19 protein-coding genes are annotated in these 15,859 nt (G+C 57.0%); 11 read left to right on the top strand and 8 right to left on the bottom strand.

Annotation, left to right across the window (positions count from 1 at the left end):
* From N826_RS34355 to N826_RS42350, 3 genes are all read right to left on the bottom strand, one after another.
* Nucleotides 1-295 (bottom strand): VirB3 family type IV secretion system protein (locus tag N826_RS34355; RefSeq protein ID WP_044436556.1); only part of this gene is annotated, 295 nt, incomplete at its 3' end.
* A 4-nt stretch (nucleotides 296-299) separates the two neighbouring features.
* Entirely contained in the window at nucleotides 300-593 is a 294-nt protein-coding gene (locus tag N826_RS34350; protein WP_044436554.1) for a hypothetical protein, read from the bottom strand.
* On the bottom strand, nucleotides 559-1,239 hold the full coding sequence (locus tag N826_RS42350) for a lytic transglycosylase domain-containing protein (RefSeq protein ID WP_084721430.1): 681 nt from the start codon (nucleotides 1,237-1,239) through the stop codon (nucleotides 559-561). The genes N826_RS34350 and N826_RS42350 overlap by 35 nt, the downstream gene beginning before the upstream one ends.
* Nucleotides 1,240-1,313: 74 nt before the next feature.
* Here N826_RS42350 and N826_RS34340 point away from each other — a divergent pair, with 74 nt between their 5' ends.
* Entirely contained in the window at nucleotides 1,314-1,775 is a 462-nt protein-coding gene (locus tag N826_RS34340; RefSeq protein ID WP_044436550.1) for a hypothetical protein, read from the top strand.
* Here N826_RS34340 and mobF read toward each other — a convergent pair.
* Complete coding sequence (gene mobF / locus N826_RS34335) at nucleotides 1,761-4,829, bottom strand: MobF family relaxase (protein ID WP_280178503.1); 3,069 nt, start codon at nucleotides 4,827-4,829, stop codon at nucleotides 1,761-1,763. The two genes, N826_RS34340 and mobF, sit on opposite strands and share 15 nt — an antisense overlap.
* Nucleotides 4,830-4,911: 82 nt before the next feature.
* The gene (locus tag N826_RS34330) at nucleotides 4,912-5,211 is read right to left on the bottom strand and encodes a hypothetical protein (RefSeq protein ID WP_147041215.1); all 300 of its coding nucleotides are present in this window, start codon (nucleotides 5,209-5,211) and stop codon (nucleotides 4,912-4,914) included.
* Between the two features lie 236 nt (nucleotides 5,212-5,447).
* Here N826_RS34330 and N826_RS43760 point away from each other — a divergent pair, with 236 nt between their 5' ends.
* The 6 genes from N826_RS43760 to N826_RS42345 all read left to right on the top strand — a co-directional run bounded on the left by N826_RS43760 (nucleotide 5,448) and on the right by N826_RS42345 (nucleotide 10,200).
* On the top strand, nucleotides 5,448-5,831 hold the full coding sequence (locus tag N826_RS43760; protein WP_147041214.1) for a hypothetical protein: 384 nt from the start codon (nucleotides 5,448-5,450) through the stop codon (nucleotides 5,829-5,831).
* Between the two features lie 2 nt (nucleotides 5,832-5,833).
* Nucleotides 5,834-6,598 carry a hypothetical protein gene (locus N826_RS34325; protein ID WP_147041213.1) on the top strand — a complete coding sequence of 255 codons (765 nt, stop codon included), beginning with the start codon at nucleotides 5,834-5,836 and terminating at the stop codon, nucleotides 6,596-6,598.
* Complete coding sequence (locus N826_RS34320; protein ID WP_044436544.1) at nucleotides 6,598-7,155, top strand: hypothetical protein; 558 nt, start codon at nucleotides 6,598-6,600, stop codon at nucleotides 7,153-7,155. The genes N826_RS34325 and N826_RS34320 overlap by 1 nt, the downstream gene beginning before the upstream one ends.
* Before the next feature lie 590 nt (nucleotides 7,156-7,745).
* Nucleotides 7,746-7,985, top strand: coding sequence for an IS1/IS1595 family N-terminal zinc-binding domain-containing protein (locus N826_RS46115; RefSeq protein ID WP_425600610.1), 240 nt, complete (start codon nucleotides 7,746-7,748; stop codon nucleotides 7,983-7,985).
* 257 nt (nucleotides 7,986-8,242) lie between these two features.
* Nucleotides 8,243-9,328, top strand: coding sequence for a ParB N-terminal domain-containing protein (locus tag N826_RS43755; RefSeq protein WP_147041212.1), 1,086 nt, complete (start codon nucleotides 8,243-8,245; stop codon nucleotides 9,326-9,328).
* Nucleotides 9,329-9,330: 2 nt separating this feature from the next.
* Nucleotides 9,331-10,200, top strand: a complete 870-nt coding sequence (locus N826_RS42345) for a restriction endonuclease (RefSeq protein ID WP_084721428.1) — start codon at nucleotides 9,331-9,333, stop codon at nucleotides 10,198-10,200.
* 344 nt (nucleotides 10,201-10,544) lie between these two features.
* Here N826_RS42345 and N826_RS45005 read toward each other — a convergent pair whose 3' ends face one another.
* Both N826_RS45005 and N826_RS45000 read right to left on the bottom strand, forming a co-directional pair.
* Nucleotides 10,545-11,429: an IS701 family transposase gene (locus tag N826_RS45005; protein ID WP_425600611.1), complete on the bottom strand. Its 885-nt coding sequence runs from the start codon at nucleotides 11,427-11,429 to the stop codon at nucleotides 10,545-10,547.
* On the bottom strand, nucleotides 11,332-11,892 hold the full coding sequence (locus N826_RS45000) for a transposase (RefSeq protein WP_211099462.1): 561 nt from the start codon (nucleotides 11,890-11,892) through the stop codon (nucleotides 11,332-11,334). The genes N826_RS45005 and N826_RS45000 overlap by 98 nt, the downstream gene beginning before the upstream one ends.
* Before the next feature lie 54 nt (nucleotides 11,893-11,946).
* On the opposite strand from N826_RS45000, the gene N826_RS34305 reads away from it, so the two are divergent.
* From N826_RS34305 to N826_RS34295, 4 genes are all read left to right on the top strand, one after another.
* Nucleotides 11,947-12,231 (top strand): hypothetical protein, encoded by a 285-nt coding sequence (locus tag N826_RS34305; protein ID WP_044436540.1) that lies wholly within the window; start codon nucleotides 11,947-11,949, stop codon nucleotides 12,229-12,231.
* A gap of 104 nt (nucleotides 12,232-12,335) precedes the next feature.
* The gene (locus tag N826_RS43750) at nucleotides 12,336-12,515 is read left to right on the top strand and encodes a hypothetical protein (RefSeq protein ID WP_147041211.1); all 180 of its coding nucleotides are present in this window, start codon (nucleotides 12,336-12,338) and stop codon (nucleotides 12,513-12,515) included.
* Nucleotides 12,505-13,494, top strand: coding sequence for a XamI family restriction endonuclease (locus N826_RS34300; RefSeq protein ID WP_211099461.1), 990 nt, complete (start codon nucleotides 12,505-12,507; stop codon nucleotides 13,492-13,494). Before N826_RS43750 ends, N826_RS34300 begins: the two co-directional genes overlap by 11 nt.
* A 3-nt stretch (nucleotides 13,495-13,497) precedes the next feature.
* Nucleotides 13,498-15,078 carry an Eco57I restriction-modification methylase domain-containing protein gene (locus N826_RS34295; RefSeq protein ID WP_044436538.1) on the top strand — a complete coding sequence of 527 codons (1,581 nt, stop codon included), beginning with the start codon at nucleotides 13,498-13,500 and terminating at the stop codon, nucleotides 15,076-15,078.
* Here the strand turns inward: N826_RS34295 and N826_RS34290 are convergent, their stop codons facing one another.
* Complete coding sequence (locus tag N826_RS34290) at nucleotides 15,079-15,699, bottom strand: recombinase family protein (RefSeq protein ID WP_044436537.1); 621 nt, start codon at nucleotides 15,697-15,699, stop codon at nucleotides 15,079-15,081.
* Between the last annotated feature and the right edge of the window lie 160 nt (nucleotides 15,700-15,859).

Below are 15,859 nucleotides of genomic sequence, written 5' to 3'. Positions count from 1 at the left end.
CGCCCCAGGTGCCTTTGTCGCGGAGAAGCAGGCAGGTGCGGCACCACGCAACGACGACGCTGGCGCCGTAGGGATCGTGGGCCACAATCACGTAGGCGAAGCCCCAGCACGGACCGACGACCGCGACCGCCCATGACAGGCCGTACCAGCCGGTCAGGTTCGTCTGGATCATGTAGAAGACGAACCCGAGGAAGACGGCGAGCGGGTAGGGCAGGCCAAACAGCCGCGCCGGGCGTGCGGCGCCGACATGGAGCGTGTCCTCACGAGTCATGCGGTCCGTGCTGGAGTCGGCCATGGCATCAAGCCCCGAACAGACCGACGATGGCGCTGTAGTTGGCGAAGGTCATGCCGCCGGCGGCGACCATCCCGATGACGGGAAAGCTGAAGCGGAGGAAGAACATTGTCATCGCCACCGCGATGACCGCGATGTTCAGCAGCGGGCGGCCGTACTCCTCGTAGGAGTAGTCGACTAGCGCCTGCCCCTGACCCTGCGCGAAAGCCATGTCGGGCATCAGCATGACGGCCACGGCCGCCAGGACGATGGTGATGACGAGGGCGTTAGTGACCTGGTTGTTCAGTTCGATCGTTTTCATCTGATTTAGGCTCCGGTTTGGTGATCGAGGCTCGTGCTACGCACATGCGGTAGGACGAGACGGCCCAGCCGTCCCAGGCTGGCGGCGGCGGTCCGCAAGCGTGCGGAACGATGGGGGCGGCAGGCTCGGCGGCGGCGGGTTTCTCCGGAAGCGCCTGATGGATCGCAGGGACCAGATGGTCGGCGGCGGCGAAGACCTTGCCGACATAACCGTTGCGCTCTCCAGCAGTTGGACGACCGGTGTTATAGACCGATGCCATGCAGCGCAGCGGCTCGGCAGCAGGCTGCCGTTCCCGGCACCACAGGTAAGCATCGACAAGGATTTGGGCGCCGGCCCTGACGGAATGAGCTGGGTCGAAGGCTGTGTCGGCAGTCAGTCCAGTGCGCTCGAAGTTCGCGCTGTTGATCTGCATCAGCCCAGCATCAATCGAATGGCCGCGATCCAGCAGCTTGACTGCCAGGGCTAGTGCTTCTTCGATTGACGACGGCCTATAGCTCTTGCCAACCGTGTTGTCGTAGATCGCCAGAGGGTTGAAGTTACTTTCAGTCTTTGCGAATATGGCGATGGTTTCAGGCGCCACCTGCGCCGCATGCGCGATAGCAAGCTGAAGTACCGTTGCCACAGGTAGAGTCGATGAGAGAGGCATTTCCTGCTGATCTCATTCGATGACAGGTTGTTCCTCTGAAAATATTTCATTTGGTTGTTAGGATCAACACCAATATGGTGGTAACAGCACTCCGACTGGGGCAAGTGACTATCCAACTCGTAACTTTTTTAAAGGGAGTCCGGAATAAGACGTACGTATCGGTTGCATGGATCGCGCTTTCCGGCGATAAGAATGCATTAGCTTTGAATGCCAAGGATATTATGCAGAAGCGCTGGCCCGACATTTCATCATCGGTCTCGGGAATTGTTCCAGAAGACTGGGAGGCATTCAAGTCCACTGCCAGTGCGCGCAAGGTCAAGATGAAGACAGCTTTAGAGCAGTCGATCTCCGATCTAGCGACCGCCGTGCGTGCAGGTGAGACTATCAACTGGCAACCGGCGAAGATGGCCCCGACGCGGGCAATCAGGATCCACGTCGATACACGCACACTGATCAATGAGTTATCAGCCCAAACTGGCTATCACCAGAACGTCATCGTTGCCAGTGCGATGAAGCGCTGGCTATCTGCTTCGTGATATCGTCTGCTTCCTGAATTGCCCCTCCTGGCCCCGCGTTCGGCCCATTGTTCGGTCGACACTCCGCTCGACTGCCACGGCGATCTGCTGTCCAATATCGGACAGCCGCGCCACGACCGGCGCCAGCTCCTTGGCTATCGCCTGTAGCTGGCTAACGATCTTTTCGACCCCGTGGGCCTCCCGTCGCTGCTGCATTGTCCTGTTTGCGGTACGCGGTTCCAGCCCTCGCCGCTGGCGCAGCTCGCCTGGTTGTAGCCCTTTCTGGAATGCCCGCACGGCACCGCGCTTTAGGTTTGTCGCCTTGGCCAGAAAATCAGTCGCCGTCATCTTCTCGGCCTGCCGGCCCAGATTACGGACAACATTGTTCCACAGGTTGTCTTTGCTGATCGGCCTGGAGTTACCGACCGACCGGCGCCCCGCGACTTCGGCCCGTTCTGCGCCCTCGCTGATCAGAATAAAGGACTGCTGTTTGTGCCGGGTGCCGCTGGAATAAGCCGAGTGGCCGGTGACCAGCTTGGTGCCGGCTGGCATTGCATAAATGTGCTCTGTCGATGTCGAGCCCTGCGCCGTATACGTGGTCATGACTTCGCCATAGGCCAGCCTGATCTGCCCGTCACGGGTCAGGGACTTCCACGGCACGTAACCTTCGGTGCCCTTCGCGTTGCGCACCGTCATGCCCTGCTTATCGGCCGACACCACGATCAGGATGCTGCCGTTGCGGCCGATGCTGCCACCGCGCTGTCCCTCGGCCGCGACGGAGTGGAACAGCCGAACCCGGTCACCCTTGGCCAGCTTCATATCGTAGCCGGTCCCGTCACGGTCGGCCGCGCCGATCTTCACCATATCGCGGCCCAGCTCACCCATCTCCCGGCGCGTCTCTCGAATGGCCAGACTGATCTGGTATGCATCCCGGTTGGTCGGCGCCGAAACGGTAATCGAGAACTTCGGATCGTCCCGGTTGGCTTTGATCCGGTCAGCCAGCAGGCTGGCGGTTCGCTCGGCTACTTCCCGGTATCCACCCGGCACCAGTTCCACCGTGCCGTCCTCACGTTTCATGGCGATGGCCTCGGCCACTCGCCCGCCACGGAAAGCTCCCACGATGTCACGTTCCCGATCGGTCTGCTGTCGCACGGTGGTGTGGATCTCAGGCACCATCTCAGGCCCCAGCGCTTGCCGCAACAGGCCAATGATCGGACCGGCTTCAATGCTCTGGCACTGCTTATCATCGCCGATCATCACGAGCTGGTAACCGTGCTTTTCCTGAAGGCGCAGAAGGTCGAGGCCCTGGCGGGTGCCCAGCAATGACAACTCATCGACCACGACAACAGATTTGCTGTCGAGCACGACGTCGCCTTTCTGAACCGCTTGGAAGAACACCGACAGCGCCTTGGCGTTCTCCCGCTTGATCCCGGCATCAACCAGATCGTCAGCCTGCCGCCATGCCAGGGCGATGCCGTGAACATCGCGTCCGGTTTCCTTCCAGGCATCGACCAGCGGTTTCAACAGCGAGGTCTTGCCGGCACCGGCTGCGCCGATAGTAATCCCGATCCGGCCACCCTCGCCCAGCGAATGCACGGCAGCGAGCTGGCGCTGTCCGTGCTCGCTGCCAAAGTTCAACCCTGCCCGATCAACGGCAGCCTTGATTTGACCAGCCGGCAGTGCTGCCGACAGGTCTGCTGCCGCTGCTTTCACCCTGAAGACAAACTCTTTTTCCTGCGACTCATGCAGCCCGCTGGTCATCGATCGCCCGTGCTTGCCGTCTTCCTGGCCGACGATCAGCGATGTCATCTCGCCGTGCTGGCGAACACCGCGCGCCTGAAACTCCGACACTATCCGGTCGAGGTCGGCGGCACTCTCAATGCCGGTGGCGATCAGGCCACGAGCTGCCGCTGTTCGGGCATCGTGCTCGCTGATCACCGCGCGTTTATCCAGCTCCTTTTCGAGCCAGGGCAGGGCCTCGTCATAGGCACGATCGATCCGCTGCTGGCGATCGATTTCCTGTTTCGGGCCGGTGTTGGTGACGATCGTTTCGTGCTTCCATCCCAACTCGGCTGCCTGCCGCTTCCACTCCCCAAAGTCGGCCATGTCGTCTTTGCGCAGCTTGGCCTGGGTTTCATCATCGACACCCTTCTGGAACCCCTGGACGGCACCTTTGAGAAGTCCCGCGCGCCGTTCTGTTGTAAGGCTGTCCCAGTCGAGACCCTGCGCCCTGGCGAAGTCGCGCGCCGACTGTTCGCCATTAGCAGTCCTCTTGCTGTAATGAGTCCGCACGTCTTCCGGGATGGCGGTCAATCTGGCAGCTCCAGTGCCGCGGTCCAGCTCCACGTCGGCACCCATGTTGCGCAGGTTGGTGGCTATGTGTGCCTGATAGAGTGCACCGGCTTCCTTGACCAGACCTTTCAGCCGGTCCAGATCCAGACTTCCGACCCGGCCGTTCTCGCAAAAGATCGCATTGGTCACGGTGAAATGGGTGTGCAGCTCTGGATCACCGGCAACCTGGATGGTGACCCGCTCGGTTGATCTCTGACCGTTCTCGTCCGTGACGATATCGATGGTCGGCCGGCTGGTGTAGTGATCGAATGCCACCCAGCCAAGATGACCCTGATCATAACCGCCAGCGCCGCCCTTACCGATCCTGGCCTTGGCGACTTCCTGTTCGATATATTGCAGCGTGTCATGGGCAGCATCACGGTGGGCTTGGTAGATCGCCGCTTGTTCTGCCGGTGTCGCGAAGGCCCAGGCGACGGACACCGACTTGTCCGGTGTCAGGCAGAAATCCACCGCGCCGATCGGCACGCTTTCCTTCCGCTCGCCCGTCCTTCGGTCGGTGTAGGTCTTGATCCTGGTGTATTGCTTGCCCTCGATCTTCTCGCCATCGGCCCGACGCCCAGCCAGCAGGCTGTTGATCTGGTCCATGTCGAGTGGCTTATCCGGGTTGATACCTAGACCCTTAGCAACGACTGGGTGCATGTCCCGCCTGGGCATGGCTTGTCCTTCGCCTAGCTCGACTTCCTGGGTGTAGTAGCGAGCTAGATCAAGGTCTTCCCGTGGCATCGTCTGGGTCAATAGATGCCTGGACATCGGCGCCATGCTGGATGGTGAGCCGGCGGCAATTGTCCCGTAAGTCAGCAAGATATTATTCCTGATTTCCAGTGCCGCGACGGACTGCCGCTTCGATGCCGGTGTCGAGATTATCCAGCGTCGTGCCGATCGCTTTGATAGCGACGGTTTGCTGGACGATCGCTTCGGCTATCTCTTCCAACGTGTCGTTCAGCGTGCTTTCGGGAGGATCAGCTGATACCGCAGCCAGAACTTCGCCCAGCATTTCGGAATGGGTGGCAAGCACTTCCGCCATCATGCCGAACCCCCTGGTCAGCAGATCCAAGCTGGTCTGCAATTCTTCCAGCTTTTTATCTAGTGTCTCACTGGTAGGCATCGCGACCCCCTTCCTGTGCTCGCCTCCGCCGGAACGGTGGATGCCTTGGTCTGATATAAAAATTGCCTTTTACACTTCCGATCACTCCAGTCCTTTCCAGTCGCATTCCAGATACAAATCTGTTGCGGAGTTGATCATCAGCACCATACACTATTGTATCGCTAGTGTCTTTTTCAGTCTCGCTTATGTCGCGATTTCTGAATGGGGGAGACATGTCACGGTGTAGAGATCCTGCTGTGCTGGCGCAAATCCGGCAGGCGCTTGAGACTGATGGAGACCGGCGCTCGCCACTCCAGCAGTGGATGGCAAGCAACTTCGATGATCTGTCCACCATGCTAGCCGATGCCAGACCGAACTGGAATCGACTGACCCAGGCGTTTATGGCGGCAGGTTTTAGGAACCTGGATGGCAGCGATCTCCAGCCCGGCAGCGTGCGTCAGACTTGGTATCGGGTACGTCGTCGCAAACTGGCCAGACAATCCAGAACTTCCATTCCAGCGCCGACTGTCGAGGTCTTAAGTCCTATCACCCAGCCGGCCGCTAAAACCGCGCAACCGCCCGATGACGATCCAATGGCTGCACTGCGCGCCGAAATGAACCGTCGATCTGGAAGGATATGAGAATGGCTAAATCCTCTGTTGCCGTGGCCTCTATGCCGAATGCTTCACCCCGCGCGCCCGTCCTGGCTATTGGCTTTGGCCGTGGTTTCGGCGGCAAAAGCACCCTGCTGACTGAAGTTGCCTACCGCGCCCGCAACCAAGGCCGCGACGTGATCGTGGCCGACTTCGATGCGCGATCCAAGACGCTGGCCGACCTATTCCCCGGTGCCGTGGTGCCGCAGACCGAGGAACTACCCGACCTGAAGACGGAGTTCTCCAAGCTCCTTAACCGCATGGCGAAGGACAAGGCCAGCGCCGTGGTGGACTTCGGCGGCGGTGATCGGTTCATGCTGGAGTATGGCCGCGATCTGCGGCTGGTCGAGTTCTGCGAGCGGCGCGGCATCGAGCCGGTCGCCATCTATGTTCTCGGCCCTGAAGTCGAGGATCTGCGCCACTGCCTGTCGATCTACGAGGCGGGATATTTTCGGCCGAAGCGCACCATCCTGATGCTGAACGAAGGCGTTATCCGTGAAGGTCGCACCGTCGTCGGCGCCTTTGAACAGACGATGGCCGACCCCGGTTTCCAGCGCATGGTTTCGGGTGGTGCCGTGCCCATGCTGATGACGCGACTGCCCTGCATGGATGCGATCAAGGAACGTCGCCTGAACCTTTATGAAGCGGCGACCAATGGCCAGCTCGATCCCGTCGAAGAGTTCATGCTGGATGACTGGCTGGCCGACCTGGAAACCAAGCGGCAGAAGTTCAACGTCGGCGACTGGCTGCCGTAATGAGCACCGCCGATGACTTCCGACAGCAGCTACGACAGGCCGGCATCAGCGACGACAAGCCGCTGTCTGCCGTGCTGCTGACGGCATTCCAGGCAGCCGAGACAGCCCGGTCTGCGGTAAAGGATGGCGCGCGAGGTCTCACCCCCGAAGGCGAGGCCGACCTGATCAAGCGCGTCATCCAGGCAGTAGGCCAGCAGGCTAAAACCAGCCTGGAACAGCACCGTCTGCGGCTGGATAGGAAGACATCAATCATGGCCGGTGGCATCGTCGCTGCCGGCCTCATCCTTGCCGGCGTCGGTGGCTACTGGGCCGGCTGGTCAAGTGGTGCCCAGGCATCCAGGGTGATCGAACATGACGTTGCTGCCGCAGCCATGTCAGCCGGCCCACAGGCTGCCGCGAGCTGGGCAGCGCTGATGCGTAACAACGATCTGCCCCAGGCGTTGGCCCAGTGCTCGGGTGCCAGCGTGTGGTCTGCCAACGGCAAAAAAGCTTGTGCCGTGCCGCTATGGCTCGACGGGCCGGAAACTCCCCCCATCAAAGACTTGCGTGGACGATGATAAATAATTCAATCAAAAGTTGACAATTCCAATGTTGCGAATCCCGTTCTCTTACCTGCTTATCATTTAAGGAGCGATGATGCGTTTCGTTATCTACTGGCTGATCCGAGGGGCAGCCGCCGCATTGCCCGGCGGGTTTGCGCTGTTCTTTTGGATGTACGCGCTTGAGCATGTAGCTATCGGCGCTGCATCGAATCCAACCGAGTTGGCCACGCTAGCGACCATGCCCCCCGATGAAGTTGGGGCGATTTTCCGGCACATGATGTTGTCTGGGCACCCGGCACGTCTTCGGGCTCATGACAGGACCGAATTGCCGCACGAGCTGGTCCCAGGATCTAATACCTAGCAAAGCCGATCGATCCGTCGACGCCCGCCTGTTCATCGACGGCTGACCTTGGGAGTAGCCTGAGACCGGTATGGTTAACATCCGGTTAACCAATGCTCCGGCTACTAGATTGGACTGAAAACGGGCACCATTCGGTGCTGTCATGAGCCCGAAGACGTGCCGGGTGTGACGTGACGAGGGTTTCACGAAGTGACGAGAGGTTTTATATACCAGGGCAGGAAGTTGGGAAGCTCGGTAAGTCAGAGTGCAGGAACGTCCTTTTTGCCCGCGCTGCGGCAGCGTGCGGGTTGTGAAATCCGGCCATGCCCGGGGCAGGCAACGATGGTTGTGTCGACGGTGCCAGTACCAGTTCACGCGTCGCGATGGCTATTGCACACCCGATGAGGTGAAGCAGGCAGCGGTTACGCTATACGGCTTCGGTCTGTCACTCAACGCTGTTGGTCATCTGCTCGAGAGTTGTGCGCAGTCGGTCGCGACCACGTGATTGCGGTCATCGAACACGCGACCGGAGTTAATCCGGAGAAGCTGAAGGGCTTGCTCGATAAGATCAGTGCCGATATCGTAGCACCTGTCAAAACTCGCGTGTCAGTGTCTCTGGCTAGCCATTAGCTTTCGCTGCTGAGGCGCAAGCTATCGGAACATCGGACATCGGAGAACTTTGTTATAATGCTATGGACTGGAGAATGAAGGTGTGTATAAAGAAGAAACTGCGAGACTGCACAGGCTCATTGGAGACGAATCATGCGAACTGAAAGAATAAATTTAAAAGAACTTCTGCTCGATCCGAACAATTATCGCTTGCAGGATGAATCCGGTTATACAACAACGTCAGAAGACAGATTTCATCTTGAGCAAGTCCAACGCGCCACACTTCAACGTTTGAAGACAGGTGGGCTGAAGGAACTTCGTGACTCTATTGTCACAAATGGGTTTCTTCCAATAGAGCAGATAGTTGTCATGCCTTACACGCATGATAAGTCAAAAAGCTACTACTTAGTTATTGAAGGCAATCGTCGAGTGGCAGCGCTTCGACAGATTGCCCAAGAAATAGACGGTGGTGTCGAAATCCCTAAAGAGGTTGTTGAAACACTCGATTCCGTTCCGTGCGTGGTCGTTGATGATTCTGGTCAGTCCGATTATTTCCGCGAAACTCTTATGGGTATACGACATGTTGGTGGTATTAAAGAGTGGGGTGGTTATCAGAGGGCAAAGCTTATTGCAGATATGCGTGATAAACACAACCTTGAGGGAGGTGTTGTGGCTTCAAAGCTCGGCCTCTCCACACGTGAGGTAAATCGTCGCTATAGAGCTTTTAAGGCGCTGCAACAAATGCGAGAAGATGATGAGTATGGAGATCTAGGAGAGCCGTCGCTCTATCCGCTTTTCCATGAAGCGATTGCTGTGACGGAAGTCCGTGATTGGCTTGGTTGGGATGATACAACTGCCGCCTTCAAGAAGCCTGATGAACTGCGTCATTTTTACCAGATGATTACACCTTCTGTATCCGATGAAGGAGGACCGCAGAAACCTCCTAAACTCAGCACCTACTCTGACATCCGACAACTCAAAAACATTTTGCCAAATGCAGATGCTCGACGCTTCCTTCTCGATACGGATCGAACTTTCTTGGATGCAATGACAGTTGCTAACCGGGAGGATCTTTCTAGAAAATGGCGCAACGAATTATCTGAAGCTACTGCATCTCTCAAGGGGATAGGGGCGCTAGAGGTTCGAAATTTTTCTGATGATGACGTTGCTCTACTCGATGCTCTTGCTATCACGGTAAGAGAAATTAAAGAAATATATGAAGCTGTTAGACAGAGATAAACATGGCTCCACCTGGTCCGCATAAAGCTGCCGAGCTAGTGCATACTGTCCTAAATATTGACTCAGCTCCTCGTCCAACTAGAGATGTCCTTATTGATATTATCATTGCTAGCAGATGGCATGATAAGTCTGTTGTTGAGGATATGGCCGATGCTTGGCTGGAAAGATTCATCAAGAGACTTCAGTATGTGATACGACAAAGTCGAGAGAGTGGAAGCTACCGATGTTTCTCCTTTAATTCATCGGGAATGGATTACGTTCAGGGGTACTGCTATTGCGAACCTAAAGATCTACCTGAAGTCTCAGCAGAAAAAATCCTGCGTTCTAATACAACACATATATATGCCAGCTTTCGCTTACTTCGACATGATCAATTCGAAATTCTTAGCGGGAAAGTGCTTGAACTCCTTAAAGTGGAGAGACCATTCGTATCGCGAAGAAGCGCCGACCAGGGGATAGATTTTTTCGGAAAGGTTAGGATTGGAGATATGATTAAACCATCGCTCCTAGATCCTGGAGCCGAAAAGCATTTTTTTGTTTGGCTTGTTGGTCAAGCTAAGCATTATCAAAACACCAAGGTTTCCACTTCAGAGATCAGAGAATTAGTGGGGTCAGTCGAGCTGGCGAGAGCAAAAGTGTTTGCCGGTAATGTAGACCCTCTTTCTGATCTTGAAATGCGAGTCTGTGATCCTATTATTTATCTAATATTTACCACCGGAAAATTAACATCTGATAGCCAAGAACTTTTGTCAAGGTCAGGAGTTCTCTCATTTGACGGTATGCAGATTGCCCAATTTTTAGCTGATCATGGAGTTGCACTTCAAGACAAGAAATTTGACGAGCAGCTATTTGTCAACTGGGTAAATTCATGACGTCCACTCGTAGTTTAAGGGATAATCAGGAATCTATTAGCACTACTTTGGCAGTTTCAGAGTAATGAAGCGAGCTGATGCCTGTTGCACAGCCAGGAAGGTGACCCTGACTGGAGGTGATCATGCTTGACGTTCATGAATGGGAAGCCGAACTGAGTGAGTCGCTGGAGCCATTTCTTGACGCGCTGGGCCACAAGGCCCGGCAGCTAATTATGTGGTTGTTTATTACAAGTTTCAGCGACTGTGATAGCATTAAAAGATAAAATCTCGTCACCTTGATACAAGGGAGATCTGAGCTCGACTTTGCGCAAATCCGGTGGGGGTTTGTTTCCGCTTGGAAATGCTCAAGCGGGGAAGCATGCCGCGTCGAGCAAGCGGTTGGCGAGCGGAGCGGGGATTTTTACCATGTCCCGGCATTGGCCTGAAGCCTGAAAAAGCTCATCGGCCCAGAGTTGTCGGCGCACAGCGCCGAGGGCGTCACTGAACGTCAGGTGCCGCTTGGGATACCAGGCGGCGCACCGGGGGCCGAGATGGCCGCGTCCGACGAGGTCGTGAGCCCAGAGGATGACAAGGGAGAACAGCGCCAGCAGGGCCGGCGTGGTGCGGGCGATGGCGTTGTCGGACCATTGGCGCTGAGTTTCAACACCGAGGTGGCGCCGAACCTCTTCGAACGTGACCTTGACCGCCCAGCGCCGGATGAACCAGCGCAGGATGTCCAGGGCGTCGGCCCCCTGATCGGTGCACAGGAATGCCTGCGGGTCATGGTCGCCGCCGACGTCGCGCACCAGCACCCAGCGCACCGGGACGCGCCGGCCGGGGTGGTCCCACACGGCGGTACCAGTCAGAATATCCAGTTCTCGTCTGCCGTCGCCATACCACTGACTGACCACAACGCGGCGCCAGCGGCTGGCCGGATTAGCGAGACGCTGCACGAGGGTCGGCTGGCGCTGGCCGGTGACGCGACGGCGGCCTCTGGTGCCGGGCCGGTGCGGCGGTGGCGGATCGAACAGCCGGGCGTCCAGACGTAGACGGGTGACCATGGTCAGCCTGTGACGGACCGCGGCGAGCAGTTCGATAACGGCATAGGTGGTATCGGCAACGGCAATGAGCCGGCGACTAGGCAGCCAGCGGCTAGCCAGAAGCAGCAACTGCCGGCCCCAGTCGGCCAGCGGCTTGTGGCGCCGGCCGACTTGCCGGGCAAAACGTTCCGAGGGGGCGAGCGTTGTCAGGAACGGCAGCCCCCCAGATCCGCTCGGCCCACGGATTATGGACCAGCAGCATGACGCTGATCCAGCGCAGCCCGCTGGCCTTGACAAAGTGGCCGTGCGAGGAGCGCACCGGGTCTCTGTAGATGCCGCGCGCCGAGATCTTCGGCCCCCAGCGCCGCTCGATCGTCTCGTCGATTCCAACCACCACCGGGCCATCCGGAACAAACACCGCGACCAGCCAGCGCAGCAGGGCGTGGGCCATCGACCGCCCGGACCAGCGGGCTCGGTTGAGCACGCCATGGAAGCGGGCGAAATCCGTCCCGTCTCGCCGTCCGAGCACCGACAGCACGGCGGTTACGGTGCGCCGTCCAAGAGCCAGAACGGCGCCGGTCACCAGAACCAGGACACGATCCCAAGTCGGTTTATTGAAGAAGGCGGCGAACGGCGCCAGCCACTGTATCAGGATCGGTGGGACGGGCAGCATCGGCGGTCTCCGGCTGTTTATAGCGCACAACCACCATCGAGCAGGAGTTTCACCATGGCCTGTCCCGATCCGATGCTGGGGCGTATTGAAGCCTTCAACCGCGACCGTGGCGGCGGCGTGGTCCTACGCCGCGCCGGCAAGGGCTACTCGCTCTACAATGAACGCTCAGGCGGACCAGTCGCCCGCCTGAAGCCGACCGGCGAGGACGGCAAGGTCCGCGTGCTGGCCTGGCACCGCGAGAAATGGGGCGCCAGTGGACCGTTCGGCGTCCCCACCATGACGCTCGACCGCGCCCTCGACTATATCGCTTCAAACCCGTTCTTCTGGATTCACGCTTAATCCAACTGAAAAATGCGCAAAGTCGAGCTAAGAAGCATTTTTGATTTGTGCTCCTCGGTGACGTATGTGATCTAGGTCGTCGCGTGGACCTGGATGAGGTGCTTATGACTGAGGAAAAACCAAGCTTGCGCAAGGGCACAGCTAATACGCAAATTATTGGCTTTCAATTGCCTGCCTCCGTGGCTAAAGAAGTAAAAACCGAAGCCTCTCAACGGAATGTACCGTTGAACAAGCTATTTTCCAAAATATGGGAAACTTACCAAGAGAAAAAACGTGGCAGCTGATAGCTATTATACGCCGGTTAATCTCAATAAGCCTGAGAGATGGAAAGCCGACATCATCAAATCGGTCGATATGTATAATGACTGGTTTATGAGTTTTGCGCCGGTTGCCTTTCGTGAAACACGCGTTAAGGTGACCGAAAATGTCGAATCGACGCTGAAGAGAACCGAAAACCTTACCAACATAAAGCCAGACCTCCTCAAGATGCATCCAGGCGCATTGCAAACGCTGCGCATGTCGACTTGTCCACCCCTTGCCGTCGACCGCTTGATCGGTCTCGCCGGTGTTTCAAAGAACCTCGTGGGGTGCATGGAGATAGGCGAAATTCCAAGGCGCATGCCCCTAGCCGAATTGGAACGTGATCTTTCGAAGATTGGTGCCATTATCGAAAAAATGGCTGATCCTGATATCTTCGTCTGGCTTGGTCGCGCCACTGATGCGACCGAGACCGAAGTCCATCGAGCGGCAACGATTGTAGCAGATCGCCTATGTGGTGCCGTTGCTAACCCCATCATCCGTAATGCCCAAGAAAAGCGTCAGCTGGCCTTGATTAGCGCTTGGCTGGAGGCGAGGGAGCCGAAATATACACGGCTTCCAGAAGGTATCAGATTCGATGCCATGCCACCAGGAACCTACAGTTTTCGCTTGAATGTGCCCGTAAAACAGGAAGGCGGCACGAAAAACGTCAACATCCCAGTTGACGCGGTTGTCATGCCGCATACAGCCCAAAATGGCGATCTTCCATTGCTGATCGAAGCAAAATCAGCGGGCGATTTCACCAACACTAATAAGCGGCGTAAGGAAGAGGCCACAAAGGTTCAACAGTTACGGAGCACCTATAACAGAGATGGAAAATATATTCGGTTCATCCTGTTTCTCTGCGGCTATTTCGACAGCGGCTATCTTGGCTATGAAGCAGCAGAGGGAATTGACTGGGTGTGGGAACACGAAGTTAATGATCTAGCTAAATTCGGGATCTAAGACATGGACGCGCTAACACCGATTGAGGGTCGGCGGCTCTTGCTGCAAACCGAACTTGATGCAGCTAAAACCTCGAAAGAGCGCAACAAACTTGGCCAATTCGCAACGCCTAGCGAACTCGCATCCGATGTGCTGGCCTACGCACAACTGCTGCTGCCGCCGGATGAGCCAATACGCTTTTTAGATCCTGGAATCGGTACCGGCTCGTTCTATGCTGCACTGCTGCGTCACTTTCCAGAGGAGCGCATCGAAGCGGCGACGGGTTACGAGGTCGATCCGCATTATGGCAAGCCGGCACGTGCCCTATGGGAAGATTACCCACTTGATCTCAAGCTGGGAGACTTCACCCAAGTAGTGCCACCGGCCGATAACACACGCTACAATCTTATTATCTGCAATCCGCCCTATGTACGGCATCACCACATGGACAAGACTGAAAAGGCGCGCCTATTGGCGGCTACTCAGGCTGCCTGTGGTGTGCCCATGGCTGGCTTGGCGGGCCTCTACTGCTATTTCCTTGGCTTATCGCATGCCTGGATGGCGCCGGACGGCGTTGCCGGTTGGCTGATTCCAAGCGAATTCATGGATGTCAACTATGGTGTGCCGATCAAACAATATCTTCTAAATCAGGTTGAATTGCTGCGCATCCATCGCTTTGACCCGAGGGAATTGCAGTTTGGGGATGCACTTGTATCCTCCGCTGTGGTCTGGTTCCGCAACCGAAAGCCGGATCGTGAACATAAGGTTGAGTTTAGCTACGGCGGCACTTTGGCTGCACCAACAACATCCCGCCTCGTGACAGCCTCGGCGCTCAATGGTGCCGAGAAGTGGACGGGTCTTGCAGCGGATGGGGTGCGGGCTGTGAGTCAGGGGCTGCGTCTTGCGGACTTTTTCTCGATCAAGCGAGGACTTGCCACAGGAGACAATAGCTTTTTTATCATGACACGCGCGGACATCGCTGCACGCGGTCTATCTCAAGAATTGTTCAAACCAATCCTGCCCGGGCCGCGCCATCTGGAAACTGATATCATCGAGGCCGAGGCCGACGGGATGCCCAAGCTTGCGCGACAGCAATTCATGCTCGATTGCCGCTTGCCAGAAGATGAGGTTAAAACCCGGTATCCGACGCTCTGGGCCTACCTGCAAACGGGAAAGCCAAAAGTAGCGGAAACCTATCTTTGCAGCCGACGAACGCCTTGGTACGCTCAAGAAAATCGTCCTCCAGCGCCTTTCATCTGCACCTACATGGGGCGAAATCTTGCCAAGCGGGAAAAGCCTTTCCGATTCATTTTGAATAGGTCCCAGGCAACGGCCGCGAATGTATATCTGCTCCTTTATCCTAAGCCGATCCTAGAAGCGGCACTTCAACGCTGTCCCGAGCTTGGACGGAAGATATGGGAATTCTTGGACCAGATCGACGCAGCGACCCTGCTTGGAGAAGGTCGGGTTTATGGGGGTGGGCTTTATAAAATGGAACCGAAGGAACTCGCCAACGTACCAGCAGACGCTATCGCAAAGCTGCTGCCAGGGGTTGACGATAAATCAGCGGCTCAAGGAGAAATGCGCTTACAGAAAGCGGTGTGATTACATTCTCTTGCGCTCAAGGAGACGCTGACCGTCCGCCCGCAGGGAGCCGTCAGGCGCCACATGGCGGTAGAGCGTCTGGCGGGTGACGCCGAGCTCGACGCACAACTCTTCCACCTTTGTCTCCAGATGGCCCATGGCGGCTTGGGCCAACCGCACTTTGGCGGCCGTCATCTTATAAGGTCGGCCGCCATTGCGTCCGCGAGCCCGCGCAGCGGCAATCCCGGCTTTAGTGCGCTCGACGATCAGTTCGCGCTCGAACTCGGCTAGGGCCGCGAAGATACCGAAGATCAACTTGCCGGCAGCCGTGGTGGTGTCGATCTGAGCCCCCTGACCGGTCAGCACCCGAAAGCCCACTCCACGAGCGGCCAGATCGTGCACCGTGGTGACGAGATGGTGCAAGTTGCGCCCCAAGCGGTCCAATTTCCAGACGACCAGGGTATCGCCCTCGCGCAGCGCCTTAAGGCAGCCAGCCAGACCAGGGCGGTCGTCCCGTTTGCCCGAGGCGAAATCTTCATAAAGGTGATCGGGCGCCACCCCGGCGGCTAGCAGCGCGTCGCGCTGGAGGTCGAGGACTTGGGAGCCGTCGGAGCGGGAAACGCGCATGTAGCCGATGAGCATGTTCGAAGCCATCACATAAACGGTCGGTTATGTGACAATGCCCACCGGTATCGAATCCGACAGCGGGGAATGTCACTTAACCCGTAATATAATCTATGTTTGATAATCCTCATAGGGGTAAGAATATGTGATATTGCATACCCGGCTTAGGAAGACCGGA

Origin of the sequence: Skermanella aerolata KACC 11604 (genome assembly GCF_000936425.1) — a bacterium.
GTDB lineage: Bacteria > Pseudomonadota > Alphaproteobacteria > Azospirillales > Azospirillaceae > Skermanella > Skermanella aerolata.
The sequence above is the reverse complement of the archived record's forward strand: the minus strand, read 5'-3'. Positions and strand labels throughout refer to the sequence as shown.

What these genes read in the sequence shown, in the direction of transcription:
- N826_RS34320 (WP_044436544.1), top strand. Translation starts at nt 6,598, where the DNA reads ATGAGCACCGCCGATGACTTCCGACAGCAGCTACGACAGGCCGGCATC.
- mobF (WP_280178503.1), bottom strand. Translation starts at nt 4,829, where the DNA reads ATGCCACGGGAAGACCTTGATCTAGCTCGCTACTACACCCAGGAAGTC.
- N826_RS45000 (WP_211099462.1), bottom strand. Translation starts at nt 11,892, where the DNA reads ATGCTGCCCGTCCCACCGATCCTGATACAGTGGCTGGCGCCGTTCGCC.
- N826_RS34305 (WP_044436540.1), top strand. Translation starts at nt 11,947, where the DNA reads ATGGCCTGTCCCGATCCGATGCTGGGGCGTATTGAAGCCTTCAACCGC.
- N826_RS34350 (WP_044436554.1), bottom strand. Translation starts at nt 593, where the DNA reads ATGAAAACGATCGAACTGAACAACCAGGTCACTAACGCCCTCGTCATC.
- N826_RS34295 (WP_044436538.1), top strand. Translation starts at nt 13,498, where the DNA reads ATGGACGCGCTAACACCGATTGAGGGTCGGCGGCTCTTGCTGCAAACC.
- N826_RS34325 (WP_147041213.1), top strand. Translation starts at nt 5,834, where the DNA reads ATGGCTAAATCCTCTGTTGCCGTGGCCTCTATGCCGAATGCTTCACCC.
- N826_RS43755 (WP_147041212.1), top strand. Translation starts at nt 8,243, where the DNA reads ATGCGAACTGAAAGAATAAATTTAAAAGAACTTCTGCTCGATCCGAAC.
- N826_RS42345 (WP_084721428.1), top strand. Translation starts at nt 9,331, where the DNA reads ATGGCTCCACCTGGTCCGCATAAAGCTGCCGAGCTAGTGCATACTGTC.
- N826_RS34290 (WP_044436537.1), bottom strand. Translation starts at nt 15,699, where the DNA reads ATGCTCATCGGCTACATGCGCGTTTCCCGCTCCGACGGCTCCCAAGTC.
- N826_RS43750 (WP_147041211.1), top strand. Translation starts at nt 12,336, where the DNA reads ATGACTGAGGAAAAACCAAGCTTGCGCAAGGGCACAGCTAATACGCAA.
- N826_RS42350 (WP_084721430.1), bottom strand. Translation starts at nt 1,239, where the DNA reads ATGCCTCTCTCATCGACTCTACCTGTGGCAACGGTACTTCAGCTTGCT.
- N826_RS34340 (WP_044436550.1), top strand. Translation starts at nt 1,314, where the DNA reads ATGGTGGTAACAGCACTCCGACTGGGGCAAGTGACTATCCAACTCGTA.
- N826_RS34330 (WP_147041215.1), bottom strand. Translation starts at nt 5,211, where the DNA reads ATGCCTACCAGTGAGACACTAGATAAAAAGCTGGAAGAATTGCAGACC.